This is a genomic window from Microbacterium sp. CFBP9034 (assembly GCF_034045255.1).
In the GTDB taxonomy this organism is placed as follows: Bacteria; Actinomycetota; Actinomycetes; order Actinomycetales; family Microbacteriaceae; genus Microbacterium.
The window spans coordinates 1792013-1813745 of the sequence record NZ_JAXCWC010000001.1 but is presented as its reverse complement, the minus strand read 5'-3'; the positions used below and the strand labels follow the sequence as shown (position 1 = coordinate 1813745).

At 70.7% G+C, this 21733-nt stretch carries 20 protein-coding genes and 2 pseudogenes; 6 read left to right on the top strand and 16 right to left on the bottom strand.

Annotated features, from left to right (window positions below):
- Positions 1-35: 35 nt before the first annotated feature.
- From SOM19_RS08265 to SOM19_RS08250, 4 genes are all read right to left on the bottom strand, one after another.
- Entirely contained in the window at positions 36-632 is a 597-nt protein-coding gene (locus tag SOM19_RS08265; protein WP_320486052.1) for a hypothetical protein, read from the bottom strand.
- An 89-nt stretch (positions 633-721) separates the two neighbouring features.
- Positions 722-1420: a hypothetical protein gene (locus SOM19_RS08260; protein WP_320486051.1), complete on the bottom strand. Its 699-nt coding sequence runs from the start codon at positions 1418-1420 to the stop codon at positions 722-724.
- A 56-nt stretch (positions 1421-1476) separates the two neighbouring features.
- The gene (gene smc, locus SOM19_RS08255) at positions 1477-5013 is read right to left on the bottom strand and encodes a chromosome segregation protein SMC (RefSeq protein WP_320486050.1); all 3537 of its coding nucleotides are present in this window, start codon (positions 5011-5013) and stop codon (positions 1477-1479) included.
- Between the two features lie 106 nt (positions 5014-5119).
- Positions 5120-5758, bottom strand: a complete 639-nt coding sequence (locus SOM19_RS08250; RefSeq protein ID WP_320486049.1) for a hypothetical protein — start codon at positions 5756-5758, stop codon at positions 5120-5122.
- Between the two features lie 509 nt (positions 5759-6267).
- On the opposite strand from SOM19_RS08250, the gene SOM19_RS08245 reads away from it, so the two are divergent.
- From SOM19_RS08245 to SOM19_RS08235, 3 genes and pseudogenes are all read left to right on the top strand, one after another.
- Entirely contained in the window at positions 6268-6522 is a 255-nt protein-coding gene (locus SOM19_RS08245; RefSeq protein ID WP_320486048.1) for a hypothetical protein, read from the top strand.
- An 83-nt stretch (positions 6523-6605) separates the two neighbouring features.
- Positions 6606-7685 (top strand): GNAT family N-acetyltransferase, encoded by a 1080-nt coding sequence (locus SOM19_RS08240; RefSeq protein ID WP_320486047.1) that lies wholly within the window; start codon positions 6606-6608, stop codon positions 7683-7685.
- A pseudogene (locus SOM19_RS08235) lies at positions 7664-8110 on the top strand (GNAT family N-acetyltransferase); the annotation flags it as partial. The gene SOM19_RS08240 and the pseudogene SOM19_RS08235, both read left to right, overlap by 22 nt.
- A gap of 729 nt (positions 8111-8839) precedes the next feature.
- Here SOM19_RS08235 and mutM read toward each other — a convergent pair.
- The 6 genes and pseudogenes from mutM to SOM19_RS08205 all read right to left on the bottom strand — a co-directional run.
- Positions 8840-9742 (bottom strand): annotated as a pseudogene (gene mutM, locus SOM19_RS08230) (bifunctional DNA-formamidopyrimidine glycosylase/DNA-(apurinic or apyrimidinic site) lyase); the annotation flags it as partial.
- Positions 9735-10436 carry a ribonuclease III gene (gene rnc / locus SOM19_RS08225; RefSeq protein WP_320486046.1) on the bottom strand — a complete coding sequence of 234 codons (702 nt, stop codon included), beginning with the start codon at positions 10434-10436 and terminating at the stop codon, positions 9735-9737. The gene rnc and the pseudogene mutM, both read right to left, overlap by 8 nt.
- A gap of 19 nt (positions 10437-10455) precedes the next feature.
- Positions 10456-10665, bottom strand: a complete 210-nt coding sequence (gene rpmF, locus SOM19_RS08220) for a 50S ribosomal protein L32 (RefSeq protein WP_055965500.1) — start codon at positions 10663-10665, stop codon at positions 10456-10458.
- Between the two features lie 2 nt (positions 10666-10667).
- Positions 10668-11168 (bottom strand): YceD family protein, encoded by a 501-nt coding sequence (locus SOM19_RS08215; RefSeq protein ID WP_320486692.1) that lies wholly within the window; start codon positions 11166-11168, stop codon positions 10668-10670.
- Positions 11169-11282: 114 nt separating this feature from the next.
- The gene (coaD, locus tag SOM19_RS08210; RefSeq protein WP_320486045.1) at positions 11283-11780 is read right to left on the bottom strand and encodes a pantetheine-phosphate adenylyltransferase; all 498 of its coding nucleotides are present in this window, start codon (positions 11778-11780) and stop codon (positions 11283-11285) included.
- Between the two features lie 50 nt (positions 11781-11830).
- Positions 11831-13993, bottom strand: a complete 2163-nt coding sequence (locus tag SOM19_RS08205; RefSeq protein ID WP_320486044.1) for an ATP-dependent DNA helicase RecG — start codon at positions 13991-13993, stop codon at positions 11831-11833.
- An 82-nt stretch (positions 13994-14075) separates the two neighbouring features.
- Between SOM19_RS08205 and SOM19_RS08200 the strand changes: the two genes are divergently transcribed.
- The gene (locus SOM19_RS08200) at positions 14076-14660 is read left to right on the top strand and encodes a 1-acyl-sn-glycerol-3-phosphate acyltransferase (protein ID WP_320486043.1); all 585 of its coding nucleotides are present in this window, start codon (positions 14076-14078) and stop codon (positions 14658-14660) included.
- A gap of 22 nt (positions 14661-14682) precedes the next feature.
- On the top strand, positions 14683-15270 hold the full coding sequence (rsmD, locus tag SOM19_RS08195; RefSeq protein WP_320486042.1) for a 16S rRNA (guanine(966)-N(2))-methyltransferase RsmD: 588 nt from the start codon (positions 14683-14685) through the stop codon (positions 15268-15270).
- Between the two features lie 6 nt (positions 15271-15276).
- On the opposite strand, the gene thiL is transcribed toward rsmD, so the two are convergent.
- The gene (thiL, locus tag SOM19_RS08190) at positions 15277-16266 is read right to left on the bottom strand and encodes a thiamine-phosphate kinase (RefSeq protein WP_320486041.1); all 990 of its coding nucleotides are present in this window, start codon (positions 16264-16266) and stop codon (positions 15277-15279) included.
- Between the two features lie 22 nt (positions 16267-16288).
- Between thiL and SOM19_RS08185 the strand changes: the two genes are divergently transcribed.
- On the top strand, positions 16289-16765 hold the full coding sequence (locus tag SOM19_RS08185) for a DUF3515 family protein (RefSeq protein ID WP_320486040.1): 477 nt from the start codon (positions 16289-16291) through the stop codon (positions 16763-16765).
- A gap of 36 nt (positions 16766-16801) precedes the next feature.
- Here the strand turns inward: SOM19_RS08185 and SOM19_RS08180 are convergent, their stop codons facing one another.
- The 5 genes from SOM19_RS08180 to leuD form a co-directional block, all read right to left on the bottom strand.
- Positions 16802-17893, bottom strand: coding sequence for a D-alanine--D-alanine ligase family protein (locus SOM19_RS08180; RefSeq protein WP_320486039.1), 1092 nt, complete (start codon positions 17891-17893; stop codon positions 16802-16804).
- Entirely contained in the window at positions 17793-18929 is a 1137-nt protein-coding gene (locus SOM19_RS08175) for an NAD(P)H-dependent glycerol-3-phosphate dehydrogenase (RefSeq protein ID WP_320486038.1), read from the bottom strand. Before SOM19_RS08175 ends, SOM19_RS08180 begins: the two co-directional genes overlap by 101 nt.
- Positions 18919-19668 (bottom strand): lysophospholipid acyltransferase family protein, encoded by a 750-nt coding sequence (locus SOM19_RS08170; RefSeq protein WP_320486691.1) that lies wholly within the window; start codon positions 19666-19668, stop codon positions 18919-18921. Before SOM19_RS08170 ends, SOM19_RS08175 begins: the two co-directional genes overlap by 11 nt.
- Positions 19669-19690: 22 nt before the next feature.
- Positions 19691-21061 carry a UDP-N-acetylglucosamine 1-carboxyvinyltransferase gene (murA, locus tag SOM19_RS08165; protein ID WP_320486037.1) on the bottom strand — a complete coding sequence of 457 codons (1371 nt, stop codon included), beginning with the start codon at positions 21059-21061 and terminating at the stop codon, positions 19691-19693.
- Between the two features lie 75 nt (positions 21062-21136).
- Entirely contained in the window at positions 21137-21733 is a 597-nt protein-coding gene (leuD, locus tag SOM19_RS08160) for a 3-isopropylmalate dehydratase small subunit (protein WP_320486036.1), read from the bottom strand.

Below are 21733 nucleotides of genomic sequence, written 5' to 3'. Positions count from 1 at the left end.
GCGGGCAGCGTGCGCGCCTCGCACCCGGTCGGCGATCACTCGTCTTCGGGCCACCGCACCATGATGCGGGCGTGATCGTCTACGAACTCCCTGTACTCCGTCACCGCATCTCCGCCCGGAGGGCAGAGGACTCCAAGGAGCAATCCCGCCGCCATCTCTCCGAAGCCGCGCGCCGCCAGAACAACCGTTCCCTCCTCGGAGGCACCGTGCCAAACGCGGAAGTCCATGGTCGCGGTCTCATCCTCCTGCCAGAGCGCGTCATCGGTCGCAACCGCCCCCATTGTGTCGATGTCCGCGCTCGAGGGCGACTCCACCACACTCCGCGCAAGTATCGTGTCCGAGATCACGCGATCGTTCTCGGGCACCTCCTCTTGTGTGAGTCCGCTGACCTCCATCAGGATGCTGCACCCGTTCTCCGTGTCGAAGATCTCGCGAACAGGTGGTTGGTCGTCAGACACGCTCTCCTCGAATCGTTCGTCGCCATCCGGGAACGGAGGAACCCATCCCATGAGCCAAGACCCGGTGACCTGCTCCTCCTCTGCGCCGAAGCCAAGATCGATAGGTTCGGGGGTGGGGGCGGGGTCGACGCGCGTCGATGAGGGCGGCGGGACAGACTTAGTCGCCTCCGCCATCCCGCCAGCGGGGTCACCGGCTGTGGCAGTGCACCCCGAACTCATGAGGACCGCGGCACAGGCGAGCACAGCGCAGTCCCACCGCCGCTTCACTCCGCCACCACGACCCGGAGGTGGCTCTCCGCAAGCCGGCCGAACTCGTTCGATGCGTCCACGCCCGCGGGGCACGCCAGCGATACGGTGATCCCGCCGCCACGAGTGCCGAACATCCGCGTCGCCTGGACGATGGTTCGTCCGTCGGGAAACGTTCCGCCGATGATGCGGGCTTCCACCGCTCCCTCACCCGGTTCGGTGCCGAATGCGAAGTCGCCGGCGCTGGCAGCGATGGAGGCGATGTCCTCCGGAGTCGGGGTGCCCGTCGCGAGTGTGGCGAGCATCTGATCAGATGCGGCGCGGTCGTCCTGGGTGTAGTCGAGATCGAAGATCTGGCCCTGGTAGAAGTGGATCTCGCACGCGGTCGCCGTCTCCGTATACGACCACGAACCTGCGCCGTCGTCCGCCGCGAGCACGGCAAAGCCCTCATCGACCGCGAACGGGTCCGCCCATCCGATCTGCCATTCAGGCTTGACGCTGTCTTCGGTGTTCCCGAACGCGAGGTCGACCAGGTCCTCCTCCGCCGGCTCGACCGTCGGGGAGCTGGATGGCGTCGAGTCCGGCGTCTTCGACGGCTTCGAGGTCGACGCACTGGGCGTCGCCGCCGAGTTCGAGGCGGGCGAACAGGCGGAGAGCAGGACAGCAGTCACGGCGAGGGCGATCACGCTCACGCGCCGTTGCGCGGCGAGGTTCATGGCGCAACCGTAGTGCGAGTGCCGCAAAAGCGATATAGGCAGATCAGGCCTGGATTTCAGCTGGCGGCGCGCTCCCCGAGCCGCTGTCCGACCACGGCCGAGACGCCGTCCTGACGCATCGACACGCCGTACAGCGCGTCGGCGATCTCCATGGTGCGCTTCTGGTGCGTGATCACGATGAGCTGACTCGACTCGCGCAGCTGCTCGAAGACGCCGAGCAGGCGGCCGAGGTTCGCGTCGTCGAGCGCCGCCTCCACCTCGTCGAGGATGTAGAACGGGCTCGGCCGCGCCTTGAAGATGGCCGTGAGCAGTGCGACGGCGGCCAGCGACCGCTCCCCTCCCGACAGCAGCGAGAGCCGCTCGATCTTCTTGCCGACGGGACGCACCGCGACTTCGATCCCCGTCGTGAGCGGCTCGTCCGGGTTGGTGAGCGAGATGCTCCCCGAACCGCCCGGGAAGAGGATCGGGAAGACCTCGCCGAACGCCGTGCGGGTGTCCTCGAACGCGGCGAGGAAGATCACCTGCATCCGCTCGTCGAGCTCGTCGATGATCGTGATCAGGTCCTTGCGGGTCTGGGCGAGGTCGGCGAGCTGCTCGGTGAGGAATCTGTGGCGCTGCTCGAGCGCGGCGAACTCCTCCAGGGCCAGCGGGTTCACGCGCCCCAGCTGGCCGAGCTTGCGTTCCGCGTCCTGCAGGCGGCGCCGCTGCTGGGCGCGATCGTACGGAACGGATGCCTCGGCCCCGGCATCCTGCCCGTCAGTCGCGTCGGCGACGGGAACCGGCTGATCGGGACCATATTCCGAAACGAGAATGTCTTCGTCGAGCCCGAGCTCGGAGGAGACGCGTTCGAGGATCCCCGACACGTGCAGGCGCTTCTCGTGGATCTGCAGCTCGAGGCTGTGCACGCTCTCGGTGAGCCCCGCCAGCCGTTCGCGGGCAACCGACTCCCGGGCGCGCAGGTCGGTGAGCTCGGCGGTCAGCGCGGTGCGCTCGGCCTCGGCCCGGACGAGCTCGAGGCGCGCCTGCACGAGCGAGCGCTCCAGCGAGTCGAGCACCGCCGGCAGCTGCGCCGCGACAGCCGCAGCGGTCTCGCGCTGCGCGCGTCGGACGACCGACCGCCGGGCGGCTTCGGCCGCGGCATCCCGTTCCCGCTCGCGCTGACGCTCGAGGCCGGCGACCCGCGCCTCGCCCGCGCGGATGCGCTCCTTCAGCGTCTCGACGTCGAGGCGAGCGCGCATCTCGGCATCGCGCGCGGACTCGAGCGCGGCGAGCATGCCCTCACGTGCGGAGGCGTCGAGCATCGGCCGCGGAGCCTCGAGGGCCGACCTCAGTTGGTCTTCCGCCGACCGTGCCGAGCCCTCTGCTTCCTCGACCGCGGTGGCGGCCTGCGCGAGTCCGGCTGCCAGGCGCTCGCACTCGGCCACGGCCGCTTCATGCCGCACGGTGGCGCGGTTGACCTGCTCGGTGTGGGCGGCCAGTGCGGCGTCGTGCTCGCGGAGCGTGGTCAGCGCCGCCTTGGTGCGCTGACGGCCCGACTCCAGGGTGCCCGCGGCCTCGGCCAGCGCCTCCCGCAGCGAGTCGGCGACCACGGCGATCTCGTCGCGGCGCTCGGAGGCGGCATCCCGTTCCGCCGCCAGTTCGAGGCGGGAGCGGCCCTGCCCGGTGCCGGCGCGGACGGTGAACTCGGTGACGACCTCTCCCGAGCGCGTGACGATCGTGACGGGCCCTCCCACGTCGGCCGCCGCCAGCGCCGGACCGGCCGCAAGGGCGGCATCGAAGTCGTCCGCGACGACCACGTAGGACAGGATGCCGAGCACGCCCTCGGGCGCCGAGACGACGTCGCGGGCAGGAGTGATCCCGTCGAGTGCGGGGAACGACGGGCGCGACGACCCGGCGTCGGCGATCGCGATGTCGACGGCGCCGAGGTCGCCGTCACGCGCGAGCCGCGCCGTGGCGACGGCGTGTGCGCGCGTCTCGACGAGGATCCCCTCGACGAGCGGGCCGAGGGCGCCGGCGATGGCGGCCTCGTAGCCGGCGGTGATCTTGACGGAGTCCCCGAGCAGGCCTCGCACACCGGCGGCGCCGCGCGCGACGATCTCGGCGGCGGCGTTCCTCCCGCCGAGGGCGCGGCCGAGCGCCGAGGTCTGGGCGGTCAGCGCTTCGACCTCGCGCTCGGCGGCGTGCAGCCGCTCCCGCAGTGTGCCGACGTTCCCCTCGGCATCGTTCGCCTCGCGCTGCGCCCGCTCGTAGGCGCTCGCATACTCCGCGGAGGACCCTTCGGGGACGAGGTCGGGGTCGACCCCGGCCAGGATCTCCGCGGCCTCCGCGCGACGTGCGAGCGCGGCATCGAACGCGCGCTGCTGACGGTCGACGGCCGCGCGCACGGCGGCCAGCGCGGAGGCGGCGGCGTCCGCCGAGCCCTGCAGAGCCGTCAGGCGCATGTCGTGCTCGGAGACGAGCGCGCTCTGGGCGGCGATGTCGGTGTCGAGGGCATCGAGCTCGGCGCGGGCGCGGATCACCTGCCGCGACGCTTCGGCCGCGGCATCCTGAGCACCCCCCAGCCCGTCGCCGATCTCCTGGATCTCGGCGCGCGCTTCGTCGATCATCGCCTGGGAGACCGTGGTGAGCTCGATCCGCTCGTCGTCCTCGGCCTCGCCGAGCAGGGCGAGGCGCTGCCCCGCGAGCGCGTACAGGCTGCGAAGCCTCTCCTGGACCCGTTCCAAGCCGTAGGTCACCTGCCGCGCCTGGTCGACCGCCTCGGAGCGCTGCTCGGCCTCGAGCTGCTCCAGCCGCGCCCGGGCATTGTCGAGCTGATCCTGCAGCACCAGGCGTTCGCCGAGGCGCTCCTGCTCGCTCCTCGTGTGCGAGGCGAGCTCGGCGCGCAGCGCGACGACCTCGTCGGCGAAGAGCCGAGCCTTGGCGTCGCGGACCACGGCCGCGATCGTCGCCGCCTCCCGAGCGATCTCGGCCTGGCGCCCGAGCGGCTTGAGCTGTCGCCGCAGCTCGCCTGCCAGGTCGCTCAGGCGGGTGAGGTTCGCCTCCATCGCCTCGAGCTTGCGGAGGGTCTTCTCCTTGCGTCGTCGGTGCTTGAGAATCCCCGCCGCCTCTTCGATGAAGCCGCGGCGGTCCTCGGGCGAGGCCTGGAGCACGCTGTCGAGGCGCCCCTGTCCGACGATGACGTGCATCTCACGGCCGAGGCCGGAGTCGCTGAGCAGCTCCTGCACATCGAGCAGCCGGCAGACGTCCCCGTTGATCGCATACTCGCTGGCGCCGTTGCGGAACAGCGTCCGGCTGATGGTGACCTCGGAGTACTCGATCGGAAGCGCACCGTCGCTGTTGTCGATCGTCAGCTGCACCTCGGCCCGGCCGAGCGGACCGCGCGTCGCGGTTCCGGCGAAGATGACGTCCTCCATCTTGCCGCCGCGGAGGGTCTTCGCGCCCTGCTCCCCCATGACCCACGCCAGGGCGTCGACGACGTTCGACTTGCCCGAGCCGTTGGGGCCGACGATGCAGGTCACCCCCGGTTCGAGAGCGAACGTCGTGGGCTGGGCGAACGACTTGAACCCTTTGAGCGTCACGCTCTTCAGGTGCATCTGGTCGCCTCCGCGGTGTCGGCCTGCCACAGCCTGGGGACGCCCGACATTCCGGGCGTCCCCAGGCTACCGGAGGGCGAGGGCCCCGCCCGGAAGCACCGCCGGGTCAGGCTGCGTCGGCCTGCTTCGCCGCCTTGGCCGCCTTGGCCGCCTTGGCGAGGTTCCAGAAGACGCTGAAGGTGCCGAGCGCGGCGAAGAGCAGCGCGAACAGGATGTCGGGGGTCAGCTGCTCCCAGAGCTCGGGGTTGTCGGTCACGTTGAGCACGTACAGGTCCCAGAACTCCGCGGAGCCGATGGCCGTGAGCAGGTCGATCTCCAGGAACGTCGCCAGATCGGCGGCGATTCCGGCCAGGAAGGCGAGCACCAGGGTGACGAGGGTCACGACGATCGTCGCGGCGATGCCGACCGCGCCGATGCGGCCACCCGACCCACGGCGATAGAGCCAGGCCGCGCCGACCGCCACGCCGAACGCGACGATCGCGCTCATGAAGCCGAGCTGCCAGATGATCGTCCAGGCGAGCACGCCTGCCGGGATGATGAGCAGAGACAGCAGGATGCCGCGACCCACGCGCTCGGGACCGGGCTCCGGAGCGGAGATCCCTGTCTCCGGCGCCTCGTCGCCCGCGTCGGGTGCCGCCGGTGCCTTCGATTCGCTGTCGACGACGGCGGTCTCTGCGGGCACGATCGCGACGGCGTCCGTCGCGTTCGGGGCGGACTCGGCGGTGGGTTCGGTGGACTCTGCCAAGGGGTTCTCTCTTCTGCGATCGGAGCCCGGCTGACTCCAGGCGACGGCACAACGTACCAGAGCGCCGCGACCCGCTCCGGACACTGTCCACAGGGTCGTGCGGCGCGCGCGACACGCCCGTCGTCCGCCGAATCTGCGAAAACGCTTGACGTCGCATCCGAATCCGCGCTAGTGTCACTCTCCGCGTCCGAAGTTGAGAAAGGAGGTCCCCGAAATGATGCACATGAACACCACTGGAGTCGTCGCCCCAACCGGCGAAGCGGCTCGTGTTTCTGCGCCGGGGACCCGCTCCTTCGGCACGTTCCAGAACGCCTGCGTTCACACCGCCGGCTGACCCCCGCAGGGGAGAACTCTGCCCTCTCGAGGGCATGATCCTCCTGCGCCGCCCCGTTCCCGGGTGCTGAGCGCATCTCCCTGCCGTCATCCCCGTCGTGCTGCGGCACGGCATCCCCCGCCCGACCCCGCGTGGTCCGGGCATCCGCCTCCCATCCATCCGGAAGAGAACCATCATGAGTACAATCCACGCGCCGCAGCGCACGTCGGGCATCCCCGATACGCTGCGGCTTCAGAGCCGCGACCCCCGCACCTCGCTCGCCGACCGCATCGCCCTTCACATCGGGCTGCGGCTGCTGATCTGGGGGACGAGGACCCCGCGACTCACCGACGATCGCGAGCGGCACGCTCGTGCGCACCGTGCCCACGCCGCCACCGCGACCCGCGAGCACGGCTACCTCCGCGAGGCACTCCTCGCGCCCCGGCCGTGACGGCCACCGGGGTCCGTCGCCCCACGAATCGGGCGACGGACCCCCACCCTCCACTTCCCCCGCATACCGAAGGACGCACGATCATGAACACCCTGACCGACATCGAGTTCCGCCCGCTGGTGGTACCGGAATCGATCGACGCACCCGATGCCTCCGACTTCATCGAGATGGTCCGCGTGCGCAACGACATCTACCGCGAGATCTCCGGCCACGGCGATCACAGCATCGTCGCCGACGAACTGCTCCCGCACTTCAAGCCCAACGATTACGAACAGCGCAACATGTGGGTGGTCGTCGACGACGGGGCGATCATCGGGCGGGCCGCCGTCGACTTCCCGCTCGAGGACGGGTCGAAGGTGGCCTTCTGGCTCATCGAGCTGCTCCGCGACAGCTGGGGCCGCGGCATCGGCTCCGCCGCCTACGAGCTGATCGAGCGCACGGCTCGCGAGAACGGCCGCAGCGTGCTGCAGTCGTGGGCCGAGCACCCCGCCGCACCTGGCCCGACGCTCACGCCGCCGACCGGATTCGGAGAGATCCCCGAGGATCATGCAGCCCGGTTCTTCCAGCACCACGGGTACACGCTCGAGCAGGTCGAGCGCAACAGCGCGTTCGATCTGACGGCACCGTTCGACACCGTCGAGCGGCTGCTCGCCGAGGCCCGAACCGCGTCCGCGGACTACCGGATCGTGCAGTGGTCCGCACCGACGCCGGCGGAGTACGTCGACGGCTACGCGTGGATGAAGTCCCGCATGGTCACCGACGCACCCTCCGCCGACATGGAGTTCGACGAGGAGGTGTGGGACGCCGCGCGCATCGCCGAGCACGACGCGAAGTACACCGGGTCCGGCCGCACCATCCAGGTGACCGCCGCGCAGCACATCGCCACCGGGGAGCTGTGCGCCTTCAACGAGCTCGTCGTGGGCAAGGACCGCACCGAGGCGAGCCACCAGGAGGACACGCTGGTGCTGAAGGAGCATCGCGGGCACAAGCTCGGCACCCTCGTGAAGTGCGCGGGGCTGCTGTCCTGGCGCGACTTCGCGCCGGACTCACCGCGCGTCATCACCTATAACGCAGAAGAGAATCGCCCGATGCTCGACATCAACGAGGCGATCGGCTTCGTCCCGATCGCGTACGAGGGCGCATGGAAGAAGGTGCTGTCATGACTGATCTCGCACAGGCGGCCACGCTGGTGGTCCGCCCGATCCCGGTCCCCGCGTCCGTCGACGCTCCCGATGCCGGTCTGTTCCTCGAGATGGTGCGCATCGCCAACGCGGTGTGCCTCCACGACGCGGGTCACGACTATCTGCACGAGGACGCCGACGAGATGCTGGGCTTCCTGCACGACCAGACGGACTGGACGCAGCCGGCCTTCGCGGTGGAGCGCGACGGCACGGTGCTCGGCGTCGTCAAGATGATGGTCTCGAACGAGCCGGATGCCTCCACGGTCGAGTTCGATCTCATGGTCGACCCGCCGATGTGGGGCCGGGGCGCGGAGGAGCTGCTCCTCGCCGAGGTCGAGCGCGAGGCGCGGGAGCGCGGACTCGCCACCATCCAGACGTGGACGCTGCACCGCCCGGATCAGCCCGGCGAGCACCTGCATCCCCCGACCGGTTACGGCTCGATCCCCGCTGAGGACCGGCAGACGGTGTTCCAGCTCGCGAACGGCTTCGCGCTCGAGCAGGTGGAGCGCAACAGCGTCTTCGACCTGACCGGCGAGTTCGAAGTCGTCGAGCGCATGCTCGCCGAGGCGACCGAGGCGGCCGGTCCGGACTTCCGCGTCGTCTCCTGGACGGCGCCGACGCCGGCCGAACACCGCGACGGGTTCGCGTACGTGCTCTCGCGCATGTCGACCGACGCGCCCACGGGCGGGATGGTCGTGGACGAGCAGCACTGGGACGCCGCGCGCGTCGAGCGCCGCGACGCCCGGCAGCGGGCACAGGGACTCACCGTCTCCGTCGCCGCGGTGCAGCACATTCCGACCGGCACGATCGCCGCGTACAACGAGCTCGTGATCGCCGAGGACCGCACCGGTGCGACCTCGCAGTACGGCACGCTCGTCCTGAAGGAGCATCGAGGTCACCGGCTGGGCACGGTGGTCAAGTGCGCCAACCTGCTGCGCTGGCGCGACCTCGTGCCCGAGTCGCCGCGCGTGTCGACGTTCAATGCCGAGGAGAACCGGCACATGCTCGACATCAACGAGGCGATCGGCTTCGTGCCCGCGTCCTATGCCGGCGCGTGGAAGAAGACGCTCACGGTGTGCCCTGGGGCGGCCGCGGCACCCGCTCTCAGGGGAGAAGGGATGCCGCGGCCGGGGCCCGCGCTGGCAGTGCGGGCAGAAGTGGCTCGACCGGTTGGTGAACGAGACCCTCACGATCGGCCGACCGCACCGAGGGCACGGCTCGCCGGTGCGGCCGTAGGCGTTGAGCGAATGCGCGAAGTAGCCGGCCTGCCCATTGACGTTGACGTACTGCGCGTCGAAGCTGGTGCCGCCCTCGGCCAGCGCCTTCTCGAGCACGCGCCGCACCTCGCCGAGCAGCCGGTTCACCGCTCGCGTCGCCAGATCGCCTGCCTGCGTCTCGGGGTGGATGCGCGCCGCCCACAGCGACTCGTCGGCGTAGATGTTCCCGACCCCGCTGATGACGGTCTGGTCGAGGAGCACGCGCTTGATGGCCGAGCCCTTGCGGGCGAGCGCGCGGCGGAAGGCGGCATCCGAGAAGGCGGGATCGAGCGGATCGCGGGCGATGTGCGCCACCTGCCGGGGAACGGATGCCTCCGCCCCGCCGTAGCCGCCGGGCGCCCCGTCAGGGGTGGGGATGAGCTCGTCGATGGCGAGCGAGCCGAAGGTGCGCTGGTCGGCGAACACGACCGACACCTCCCCGTGCGTGGGGTGCGCGAGGTCCATCCGCACCCGCTCATGGCGCTCCGGGGCGGCGCCGGGAGACCGCAGGAGGACCTGGCCGCTCATCCCGAGGTGGCCGACCAGCGCCTCGGTGGGTTCGGCGCCGCTCGCCCGGGCCTCGAGCGGCAGCCAGAGGAACTTGCCGCGACGGGCGGCCGAGCGGATGACCCGGCCGGTCAGCGCGGCCTCGAAGTGGGCGCCGTCGCCCGCGTGCCTGGTGAGCGCGCGCTCATCGAGCACGGAGACGCCGAGCACGGTGGCACCGGTGACCGCGGGAGCGAGGCCGGCACGGACGACCTCGACCTCGGGTAGTTCAGGCACGCCCGCTGAGCTCCTGCCAGGCGGTCAGTGCGGCGGCCATCTCGGCCTGCTTCTTGCTGGTCCCGACGCCGTGGGCGGAGACGTCGCCGACGACCACGGTGGCCGTGAACCGTCGGTCGTGGTCGGGTCCGGTGGAAGACACCGAGTACGCGGGAGGCTGCGCGCCGGTGCGGGCAGCGAGCTCCTGCAGGCTCGTCTTGGGATCCATCGAGGCGCCGTAGCGCTCGGGGTCGGCGAGCAGCGGCTCGACGAGGCGCAGCACGAGGGCGGTCGCCGCCTCCGGGCCGGCCGACATGTACGTCGCGCCGATGAGCGCTTCCATCGTGTCGGCGAGGATCGAGTCCTTGTCGCGGCCGCCGGTGAGGTCTTCACCGCGTCCGAGCATGAGGTACTCCCCCAGCCCGATGCGCCGCGCGATCTCGGCGAGGGCGACCGTCGACACGACGCTGGCGCGCCGCTTCGCCAGCGAGCCCTCTTCGAGCTCGGGGTGAGCGGTGAACAGCCGCACGGTGACCGCCTGCCCGAGCACGGAGTCCCCGAGGAACTCGAGGCGCTCGTTGTGCGGCACCTGGCCGTTCTCGTACGCCCACGATCGATGGGTGAGCGCGAGCGACAGAAGCTCGGGGTCGATATCGACTCCGAGCTTCTGTGCGAGGTCTGCGAGCGCGAGGCGCTCGCCGGTGACGTCTGTCACGACCGGTCGTGTGCGTCTATCAGACGTCGGCGACCTTGCGGCCCTTGTACTCGAGGAACAGCTCGGTGCCCTGCGAGTCCGTGACGACCTTCGCCTGGTGGGGACGGCTGTAGACGGTCTTGCCGTTCTCGACCGTGGTGGTCAGCGTGATGGGCGCCGCCTTCCACTGAGCACGACGCGAACGCGTGTTGGAGCGGGAGACCTTCCGCTTCGGGGGGTTACCTGCCATGGCTAGCTCTCTTCTGTGTTCTCGGCGCCGGCGCGCGGGGCGTCGTCGTCGTGGTCTGTGGTGTAGTCCTGGAGCGCGGCCCAACGAGTATCGAGGGGCTCGCGCGGCTCTGCGCCGGTGCTGACGGTCATCCGCTCACCCGTAGCCGGATCAAGGCCGGGGCAATCCGGCTGACACACCGGCTGAAACGGAAACGACAGGACAATCGCATCCCTGACCAGAGTTTCAAGATCCACGTGGTCGTCTTGAACCTCGAAGTCAGTTGCTTCCTCTCCAGGATACGCGAAAAGCTCCTGAAACTCGACTTCGACGGGTTCGGCGATGTCGGTGAGGCATCGTCCGCAGACTCCCGCGTACACCGTCGCGATGCTGCCCGACACGAGAATCCCCTCGTGGACGGACTCGAGGCGGACGTCGAGATCGATCGGAACGCCCGCATCGACGGACACCAGTCCCTCGCCCCACTTCTCCGGGGCGGGCACCTCGAACGAGAATTCGCGCATCTCGCCGGGACGGTGCACGATATCGCGCACCTTCATCACGAACGGACCTGTCGCATGCTGTCTGACCACGATCCCCCATCGTAGTGGCGCTGCGCTGTGCGGGGCCCGGGAGCGTCAGTGACCGCGGGCGCCCGTGTCGAGGAACCGCGCGACCGCGTCGGGCACGAACGGCGAGACGTCGCCGCCGAGGGAGGCCACCTGCCGCACGAGCGAGCTCGAGACGAGGGCGTGCGCCGGATCGGGAAGCAGGAAGACCGTCTCGACGTGGGCGAGATGCCGGTTCACGATCGCCATGGGCGTCTCATAGGCGACGTCGACCTGTGAGCGGATCCCCTTCACGAGCACGCCGGCATCGACATCCGTCGCGTAGTCGACCAGCAGACCCATGCTCCACGAGGCGACGATCACGTCGCCCTCGATGTCGCTCTCCGCGATCGACTGCTCCAGCAGCGCGAGCCGCTGCGCGAGCGGGAGCATCGCCTCCTTGCCGGGGTTGTGCACCACGAGCACGTGCAGCTGGTCGTAGAGCGAGGCTGCACGGCGGATCACATCGAGATGACCGAGGGTCGGCGGATCGAAGGATCCTGGGACGACGGCGATCCGGCTGTTCATGTGGTCAGCCTATCCGCCGGCGGTCGCCCGAAGAGGCGACGACCGTCCGGTCAGTTCTTCACGAGCGCCGCGCGCTCCTCCACGCCCACCCGGCGCTCGAGGGCCGCGGTGAGCCCCGGATGCCGCAGCAGGGGGGGGTCCTCCTCCAGCACGCGCTCGGCCGCGACGCGCGCGTCGGCGATGATGTCGGCGTCCTTGACGACCCTCAGCAGCTTGAGCGACGAGCGCGCCCCCGACTGCGCGTCGCCGAGCACGTCGCCCTCGCCCCGGAGCTCGAGATCCACCTCGGCGAGCTCGAAGCCGTCGAGCGTGGCCGCGACCGCGTCGACACGCTGGCGTGCCGGCGACCCGGCCCCCGCCTCGGTGACGAGCAGGCACAGGCCAGGGACCCCTCCGCGCCCGACGCGCCCGCGCAGCTGGTGCAGCTGCGACACGCCGAACCGGTCGGCCTCGAGGATCGCCATGGTGGAGGCGTTGGGCACGTCGACGCCGACCTCGACCACCGTGGTCGCAACGAGCACGTCGATGTCGCCGCGGGCGTAGGCCTGCATCACGGCGTCCTTCTCGTCGGACGGCATCTTGCCGTGCAGCATCTCGACACGGATGTCGGAGAACGCCGGATGCCGCGACAGCAGGTCGGCGACCTGCACCACGCCCCACCGGGTCTTCGGCGTCTCGCCCTCGACGTCGCCCGGAGGCTCGTCGGCGGTGTCGTCCTTGAGCAGTGCCTCCGCATCGATCGCGGCGCACACCACGAAGGCCTGTCGGCCCTGCCGGACCTCTTCGGCGATCCGGTCCCAGACGCGCCCGAACCACGCGGGCTTCTCGGCGAGCGGTGCGACGAAGGTCTCGATCCCGGCCCGGCCGGCCGGCATCGTGCGGATGGTCGACACGTCGAGGTCGCCGAACACCGTCATCGCGACGGTGCGCGGGATGGGCGTGGCGGTGAGCACGAGGGCGTGGGGCGAGGACCCCTTGGCCCGCAGCGCCTCGCGCTGCTCGACGCCGAACCGGTGCTGCTCGTCCACCACGACGAGGCCGAGGTCGGCGAAGGTCGTCTTCTCGCTGAGCAGGGCGTGGGTGCCCACGACGATCCGGGCCTGCCCCGATGCCACCCGGAGCGCGGCCTTGCGCCGCTCGGCGGCCGTGAGCTGACCCGTGAGCAGCGTGGGGATGAGTTCCGGCGCGAGCTTCGGACCGAGCATCCGCGCGATCGAGCGGATGTGCTGGCCCGCGAGCACCTCGGTCGGGGCGATCAGGGCGGACTGCCCGCCGCTCTGCGCCACCTGGAGCATCGCGCGCAGGGCGACGAGGGTCTTGCCCGAGCCGACCTCGCCCTGGACGAGCCGGTTCATCGGCCAGTCGCCCTGAAGGTCGCGCTCGACCTGTTCGCCGACGCTGATCTGATCGGCGGTGCGCGGGAACGGCAGGAGCTCGTCGAAGCGCTCCAGCAGCGAGCCCGGTGCGCGCCTCGTCGCCGAGAGCCCCCGGACGAACGCGCGCTGCTGCAGCAGAGCCGCCTGGAGCACGAACGCCTCGTGCATCCGCAGCGTCTGGCGCGCCGGCTCGATCTGGTCGTCGGACTCCGGGCGGTGGATGCGCTCGATCGCCGTCCGCGCGTCGAGGAGCGCGTGGCGGATGCGCAGCTCGTCGGGGAGCGGATCGGGCACGGGGCCCAGTCCGTCGAGCACGAGGTCGACGATCTTCTGCAGCTGCCAGCTCGCCAGCGTGCTGGTGGCGGGGTAGATGGGGATCGGCAGGTTCGCGTTCGCCTCGGCGGTGAGGCGCGCGGTGGCCTCATCGTCGAACAGCTCGTAGTCGGGGTGGGCAAGCTGCTTCGCGCCGCGGTACTCCCCGACCTTCCCGGCGAAGATGCCGCGACGGCCCGGATGCAGATCCTTGATGCGCCAGGACTGGTTGAAGAACGTGAGCGAGAGGTCGCCGTTGCCGTCGCTGATCACCACTTCGAGGATCGAGCCGTTGCGGTTCTGCATGCGCCGCTCGCTCGCGCGCCGGACCTCCGCCACGATCGTGACCGCCTCGCCGACGGGCAGCGACGAGATCTGGGTCAGCTCGCCGCGCCGGGCGTACCGGCGAGGGTAGTGCGAGAGCAGATCGCCGACCGTCCGCATGCCGAACGCACGCTCGAGCGCGGACGCCGTCTTGCCTCCCACGGCGCCGTCCAGGCGCGACTCGAGGGTGAACGACGTCATGCCACGAGTCTAGAAGCGAGCGGCGACCCCTGCTGTCGGCGCTGCGGGGCACGCGCCCAGGTCGGACGCGTACGGTTGCGGGGTGATCCGCTCGCTTCTCGCCCGTCTCTACTGGGCCTTCAGTCGCTGGACCTTCGCGTCCACCCCTGCGCCCTCGCGCCCCACGGTCCTGATCGGGGCGCCGCACACGTCGAACTGGGACTTCGTCCTGATGCTCGGGATCGCCTGGCGCCTGCGGATCCACCTCCGCTGGCTGGGAAAGGAGAGCCTCTTCCGGGGATGGCGCGGACCGATCATGCGGGCCCTCGGCGGGATCCCCGTCGACCGCGCGAACCCCCAGAGCGTCGTCGCGGACGTCGTCGCGCGCGTCCGCAGCGGCGAGGTGTTCGGCCTTGTCGTGACTCCGGAGGGCACGCGCGGCGCGGGCGCCTACTGGAAGTCGGGCTTCTACCGCATCGCCCGCGAGGCGGGCATGCCGGTCACGCTGGGCTACGTCGACCGCACGACCATGACGACCGGCCTCGGCCCCACGATCGAGCTCAGCGGCGAGGTCTCCGCCGACATGGATGCGGTCCGGGCGTTCTACGCCGACAAGTCGGGGCTGCGGCCGGAGAATCGCACCGAGCCGCGGCTGCGGGAAGAGGACGCGGCACCGACCACGCCGTGAGGCCCCCGACTATCGTGGGCGTGTGACGCGCATCATCGCCGGCCGGGCAGGCTCCCTCACGCTCGAGGTTCCGGACGCCGGGACCCGGCCGACCAGCGACCGCGTGCGCGAGTCCCTCTTCGGAGCCCTGGAGTCCGCCGACGCCCTCCGGGGTGCCGCCGTGCTCGACCTGTACGCGGGGTCCGGCGCCCTCGGGCTCGAGGCCGTCAGCCGGGGAGCGGCCCGGGCCGAGCTCGTCGAGAAGGCGCCGCGCGCGGCATCCGTCGTCCAGCGCAATGCGGCCCGGGTGGCCAAGGCGATCGGGCGGGATGCCGCGATCGAGGTGCACCGGAGCGCCGTCGTCACCTACCTCCAGGCCGTCCGTGGGCCGTTCGACGTCGTCTTCGTCGACCCGCCGTACGACCTGGCCGAGCACGACCTGGCGCACAACCTCGAACTGCTCGTGCGATCTCTCGCCCCCGGGGCGATCGTGATCGTCGAACGGGCCTCCCGCTCCCCCGAGCCGGCGCTGCCTGCGGGGCTCGTCGCCGATCGCTCGAAGCGCTACGGCGACACCACGCTGTGGTGGTCGCGTCCCGCCGCCCCGGCAGCGGACGACGCCGACGACTGAAGCGGATCAGCCGCGTCCGGCGTCCCAGTCCCGGTAGGGGTCCCAGCCGGCGGTGCCGTCGTGGGGATGGCCGTCGACGAGCACATCGTGCCCCGCTCTGGCGACAGCCTCCCCCACGCGCCGGAATCCGTCGGGCAGCGGGGTGCCGGCGGGGAAGGTCGCGAGGAGCGCGTGGTCCTCACCGCCGGAGAGGGCGGCCGCGGCATCCGCTCCCAGCGCCGAGCTGTCGATGCGGACGGTGATCCCGGATGCCGCGGCCAGCCGGGACGCATCGAGCACCAGGCCGTCGGACACATCCATCATCGCGGTCGCCCCTGCGTCCGCCGCGACCGGGCCCAGCGGGAGCGGCGGAGAAGGGCGGAGCTGCACCGCGAGATCGGCCCGCTCGGCGGCGCCGAGTACGGTCTCGTCGATCGCCGTCGGCGAGCCTGCGGCATCCGTGAACCGGGAGAACAGGATGCCGAGTCCCCGTGCGGCACGGCCCAGCGTGCCGGCGACCGCCACGACGTCTCCCGGCCGCGCGCCGGAGCGGAGCACCGGGGCCCGCCCGTCGAGCACTCCCAGCGCAGTGACGGCGATCGTGAGCGTGTCCGAGACGGTGAGGTCGCCGCCCTCGACGGCGCAGCCGGGCGCCAGCTCGTCGCAGGCGGCGCGAAGGCCGTCCGCGAGACCCTCGACGAATGACAGGCGGGTCTCCTCGGGCATCGCCAGGGCGACCAGCAGCGCGGTGGGGCGGGCGCCCATCGCGGCGACGTCGGCGAGGTTCACGGCGGCGGCCTTCCAGCCGAGGTCGAACGCGCTCGACCATGCCAGCCGGAAGTCCGGGCCGTGCACGAGGGTGTCCACCGTCGCGACGACGCGCCCGTCGGGAGCCGACAGCACGGCGGCGTCATCCCCCGGACCGACCTCCGCCCGGGAAGCACCCACGCGATCGAGGATCCGTCGCAGGATCGCCCCCTCGCTCAGGTCACCCACGCACGGATCGGTCTCACTCACCCCTCCACGGTAGCCTGGAGGGGTGATCCGAGCGCGCCGAGTCCCCGCCTCCGTGCTCGTCCTGACGGCCGCCGTCGCGCTGGCCGGCTGTACGACCACCGTGTCGATGGAACCCGCACCCGGAGCGAACGATCCGGCCTGTGCCGAGATCTCGGTGCTGCTGCCGGGCACGCTCGACGGCCAGGACCGGCGGTGGACCGACGCCCAGGCGACCGGTGCGTGGGGCGACCCGTCCGCGGTGCTGTTCACCTGCGGACTGGAACCGCCCGGGCCCACGACCCTCCCCTGCCAGACCGTCAACGGCGTCGACTGGATCATCGACGAATCCGCCGCGCCGAACTACCGCGTCACCAGCTTCGGCCGTGAGCCTGCCGTCGAGATCTACCTCGACAACGACGTCGTGGGCAGCGCCGAGGTGCTCGACCGGCTGTCGCTCATCGTGTCGCGCCTGCCCGAGACAGGCGCGACGTGCCTCGACCGGGCCGACGCCGAGGACTGATCGCGGTCCGGCCGGCGGTCCGGTGCACAGAGTGAGCTAGGCCGCCCGCTCGAGGGCCGTGTCGACGAGCTCCGTGATGAGCTCCGCGTAGGTCAGTCCCGAGGCGATCCAGCACTTCGGGAACATCGAGATCGGCGTGAACCCCGGCATGGTGTTGAGCTCGTTGACGTAGAGGCCCTCGGCCGTCAGGAAGAAGTCGACGCGGGCGAGACCCCGCCCGCCGACGGCCTCGAACGCACGCACGCCGAGCTCCTGGATCGCCGTGACCTCGGCCTCGGTCAGGTCTGCCGGGCACACGACCTCGGCACCGTCCCCGCCGAGGTACTTGCCCTCGAAGTCGTAGAACTCACGGGTGGTCAGCACGATCTCGCCCGGAAGCGATGCGCGGGGCGCGGCTCCGTCGCGGCCTTCGAGGATGGCGACCTCGACCTCCCGTCCGACGATCGCCGTCTCGATCAGCACCTTGTCGTCCTCGGCGAACGCCAGCGCGAGGGCGTCAGCGAGCTCGGACGGGTCGTGCACCTTCGAGACCCCGACACTCGATCCGGCGCGCGCCGGCTTGACGAAGGTCGGCTCGCCCAGGGCCGCGGCATCCGCTCGCACGCCCTCCGGGTCGCGCTCCCAGCGCTGACGGGTCACCGTGATCGACGGCGACACCGGCACTCCGGCCGCGGCGAGCACGATCTTCATGAAGTGCTTGTCCATGCACAGCGCCGAGTCGAGCACGCCGCCGCCCGCGTAGGGGATCTCGAGGGTGTCGAAGAAGCCCTGGACGGTGCCGTCCTCGCCGTGCACGCCGTGCAGGATCGGCAGCACGACGTCGAGGTCGCCGAGCGCCTTCACCGTCCCGTCGGCGCGTCGCACCCGCAGCGCCCGATCTGCTCCGGGCTCGGGCCACAGCACGCGGGTGCCGTTGTCGACCACCTCGGGCAGCCGCTCGGCGTCGAGGGCGAACTTGTCGGGGTCGTCGTCCTCGAGGACGAACACGCCGTCTCGCGTGATCCCGACCGGGATCACGCGGTAGCGATCACGATCGATCGCCCGCAGCACCCCGCCCGCCGTTGCGGAACTGATCGAGTGCTCGCTGGATCGACCGCCAAAGAGCACCGCCACCGCCGGCCTGTCCATTCTGCGTCCTCTCACCCATCGGGGTGTCGTCGTCTGTCGTGAGATGTGGCGCGATGTCGCGCGGGTTCATCGTTCCGTCGAGAACCATCTTGACCTGCTCGACGATCGGCATCGCGACGCCGACCTCTCGCGCGAGCTGCAGGATGGGCGCCACCGAGGCGAGGCCTTCGGCGGTCTGGTTCATCTGCTTGACCACGTCGTCGAAGCGGTAGCCCTGGCCGAGCAGGCGGCCGGCGGTGTTGTTGCGGCTCAGCGGGGACTGGCACGTCGCGATGAGGTCGCCGAGGCCCGCCAGCCCCTGAAGCGTCTCGGGGTGGGCGCCGAAGGCGACAGCGAAGTCGGTCATCTCGACCAGACCGCGCGTGATGATGGAGGCCTTGGTGTTCTCGCCGTACCCGACCCCGTCGACGATGCCGATCGCCACCGCGATCAGGTTCTTGAGCACGCCGCCGAACTCGGTGCCGATCACGTCCGTGTTGACGAAGGTCCGGAAGTACGAGTTGCGGGCGAGGCGGGCCACGGCGTCGGCCGTCTCCTGGCTCGTCGACGAGATCACGGCGGCGGTCGGCTGCTCGCGGGCGATCTCGAGGGCGAGGTTGGGGCCGGATGCGACGGCGATGCGCGCGGGGTCGCAGTGCAGCTCCTGCTCGATGACCTGGCTCATGCGCAGCCCCGTGCGGCGCTCGACGCCCTTCATGAGCGACACGATCGGAACGTCGGTGCGCGCGACCAGCGGTCGCACCGCCTTGAGGTTCTGCCGCACCGCCTGGCTGGGGATCGACAGGTAGACCTGGTCGGCCCCGTCGAGCGCGTCGGAGAGGTGGTGCGTCGCCGACATGTTGCGCGGCAGGTTGATGCCGGGCAGATACTCGCTGTTGCGCTTGCCCTCATGGATCTCGCTGGCGAGCTCGGCACGGCGCGCCCACATCGTGACGTTGGCACCGCCGTCGGCGAGGATCTTGCCGAAGGTCGTGCCCCAGCTTCCGGCTCCGATCACCGCCACACGAGGGCGGGAGGCATCCTGTCTACGGCTCAAGGCGGCCCGTCTCCTTCTGCCCGTGGTCGGCGGGGTTCCACCGCGTCGCGGGTGCGGGCTCGTCGCGCAGCTGCGAGAGGAGCGCTGCGATGTCGGCCATCACCAGGTCCGTGGCGACCGTCAGGTTGGGCGTCTGGGCGTCACTCTGGACCGACGACAGATCCACGGGATCGCCGAAGAGCACGCGCACGCGTCGGCGGAGCGGCCACAGGCGCAGCTTGCCGTACCGCGGCATGACCTGCTGGCAGCCCCAGTGGGCCATCGGGATGACCGGGATGCCGTCGGCCAGCGCGAGTCGGACCGCGCCGGTCTTGCCGCGCATCGGCCAGAGGTCGGGGTCGCGCGTGAGCGTTCCCTCGGGGTAGACGATCACGCCGCGCCCGTCGCGCACCAGCATCTCGGAGGTCTCGAGCGTCTGCCGGGCGGAGGCCGCCGAGGACGACCGCGCGACGGGCACCATGCCGGTCACCCGCAGGATCCAGCCGAGCACCGGCACGCGGAAGAGGCTCTCCTTCGCCATGAAGCGCGGTGCCCGCCCCGCCTTCCAGACCGCGAGGGCGACCGCGAGCGGGTCGGCCTCGGAGTAGTGGTTGGGGGCGATGACGTACGCGCCCTCGCGGGGCAGCTTCTCGGCGCCTTCGATCTCGAGTTTGAACACGAGCGCGATCAACGGCGCGATGACGGCGGCGAGCGGCCAGAAGACGCTGGGCCGGGACTTCTCACGGGACGCCCGCGGCATCGGGGACGAGGGGGCCACGCGGCTATCCGATGACGTCGAAGTCGGCGCCGAGGGTGTCGAGCTTCGTCAGGAACTTCTCGTAGCCGCGGCGGATGATGCCGACGTTGCGGACCACCGATTCGCCCTCGGCGGCGAGAGCCGCGATCACGTAGCTGTAGCCGCCGCGGAGGTCGGGCACGACCACATCGGCGCCGTGGAGCGGGGTGGGACCGGTGATCACCGCGGCCTGCTCGAGCGCGCGACGCGGGACACGACGGTCGGACGACTCGATCCCGTTCGGGTGCACGACGATGTTCGCGCCCATCTGGTTGAGGGCCTGCGTGAAGCCGAGACGGTTCTCGTAGACGGTCTCGTGGACCGTCGAGACGCCGTCGGCCTGTGTCAGGGCGACGATCAGCGGCTGCTGCCAGTCGGTCATGAACCCGGGGTGCACGTCGGTCTCGACGACCACCGGCTTGAGGCTGCTGCCGCGACGGAACTGGATGCCGTCCTCGCGCACGTCGAACCAGCCGCCCGCCTTGCGGAAGACGTTGAGGAAGGTCAGCATCTCCTGCTGCTTCGCGCCGCCGACGAAGATGTCGCCGTCGGTGGCGAGAGCCGCGCAGGCCCAGGAAGCGGCCTCGTTGCGGTCGAACACCGCGCGGTGGTCGTAGCCGCTGAGCGAGTCGACGCCCTCGATGAGGATCACTCGGTTGGGCTCGTACGAGATGATCGCGCCCATCTTCTGCAGAACGGCGATGAGATCCATGATCTCGGGCTCGATGGCCGCGTTGCGCAGCTCCGTGACGCCCTTCGCCTTCACCGCGGTCAGCAGCACCTGCTCGGTGGCTCCGACGCTCGGGTACGGCAGCTCGATCGAGGCGCCGTGCAGGCCGTTGGGGGCGGTGATGCGGATGCCCTCGTAGCTCTTGTCGACGACGGCACCGAACGCACGCAGCGCGTCCATGTGGAAGTTGATCGGCCGGTCGCCGATGCGGCAGCCGCCGAGATCGGGGATGAGCGCCTCGCCGAGCAGGTGCAGCAGCGGCCCGCAGAACAGGATCGGGATGCGCGATGCCCCCGCGTGCGCGTCGATCTCCTCGAAGTGGGCCGACACGGCGCCGCTCGGATCGAGGTGGAGCGTGCCCTCCTCCTCGCCGTCGACCACGCGGACGCCGTGGACTTCCAGCAGCGAGCGCACGACCTGGACGTCGCTGATGTCGGGGACATCGCGCAGGATGCTCGTGGTCTCGCCCAGCAGCGCCGCCACCATCGCCTTGGTCACGAGGTTCTTCGCGCCCTTGACCTCGACGCGGCCGGTGAGCGGACGGCCTCCGCGGATCGCGAGGACTTCGCCCACCGGTTCCTTCTCTCGTGCCTTGGCGCTCGGCGTATCGCTGAGAACGGACTTCATCCGGTGGACCTCACTTGTGTGTTCGAGGGCAGGCAGGGGGCGGATCAGGCGCCGGGGTAAGGCGCATGTCCAGGCTTACGGAATAGGGAGCGTCCGCGGCCGCCATGCCTCACGGCGAGCCTCGAACTGCGCGATCTTGTCTTCGTTGCGCAGCGTGAGCCCGATGTCGTCGAGCCCTTCGAGAAGCCGCCACCTAGTGTAATCATCGATCTCGAAAGGGACCCGAAGGTCACCGATGGTCGCGAGTCGCGCGTCGAGGTCCACGGTCATCCGGATGCCGGGCTCGGCCTCGATGGCGGCCCAGATCGCCTCGAGATCGGCGTCGGAGATGACGCCGGTGACGAGGCCCTGCTTGCCGGAGTTGCCGCGGAAGATGTCGGCGAACTTGGGGCTCAGAACGACCTTGAATCCGAAGTCGCGCAGCGCCCACACCGCGTGCTCGCGGCTCGAGCCGGTGCCGAAGTCGGGGCCGGCGACGAGGACGCTCGCCCCGGCGTAGCGGGGCTGGTTGAGGACGAACCCGGGGTCCTGGCGCCAGTTCGCGAACAGCGCGTCCTCGAAGCCAGTCTTGGTGACGCGCTTGAGGTAGACGGCGGGGATGATCTGGTCGGTGTCGACCGCGGAGCGCTTCAGCGGGGCGGCGATGCCGGTGTGGGTCGTGAACTTGTCCAT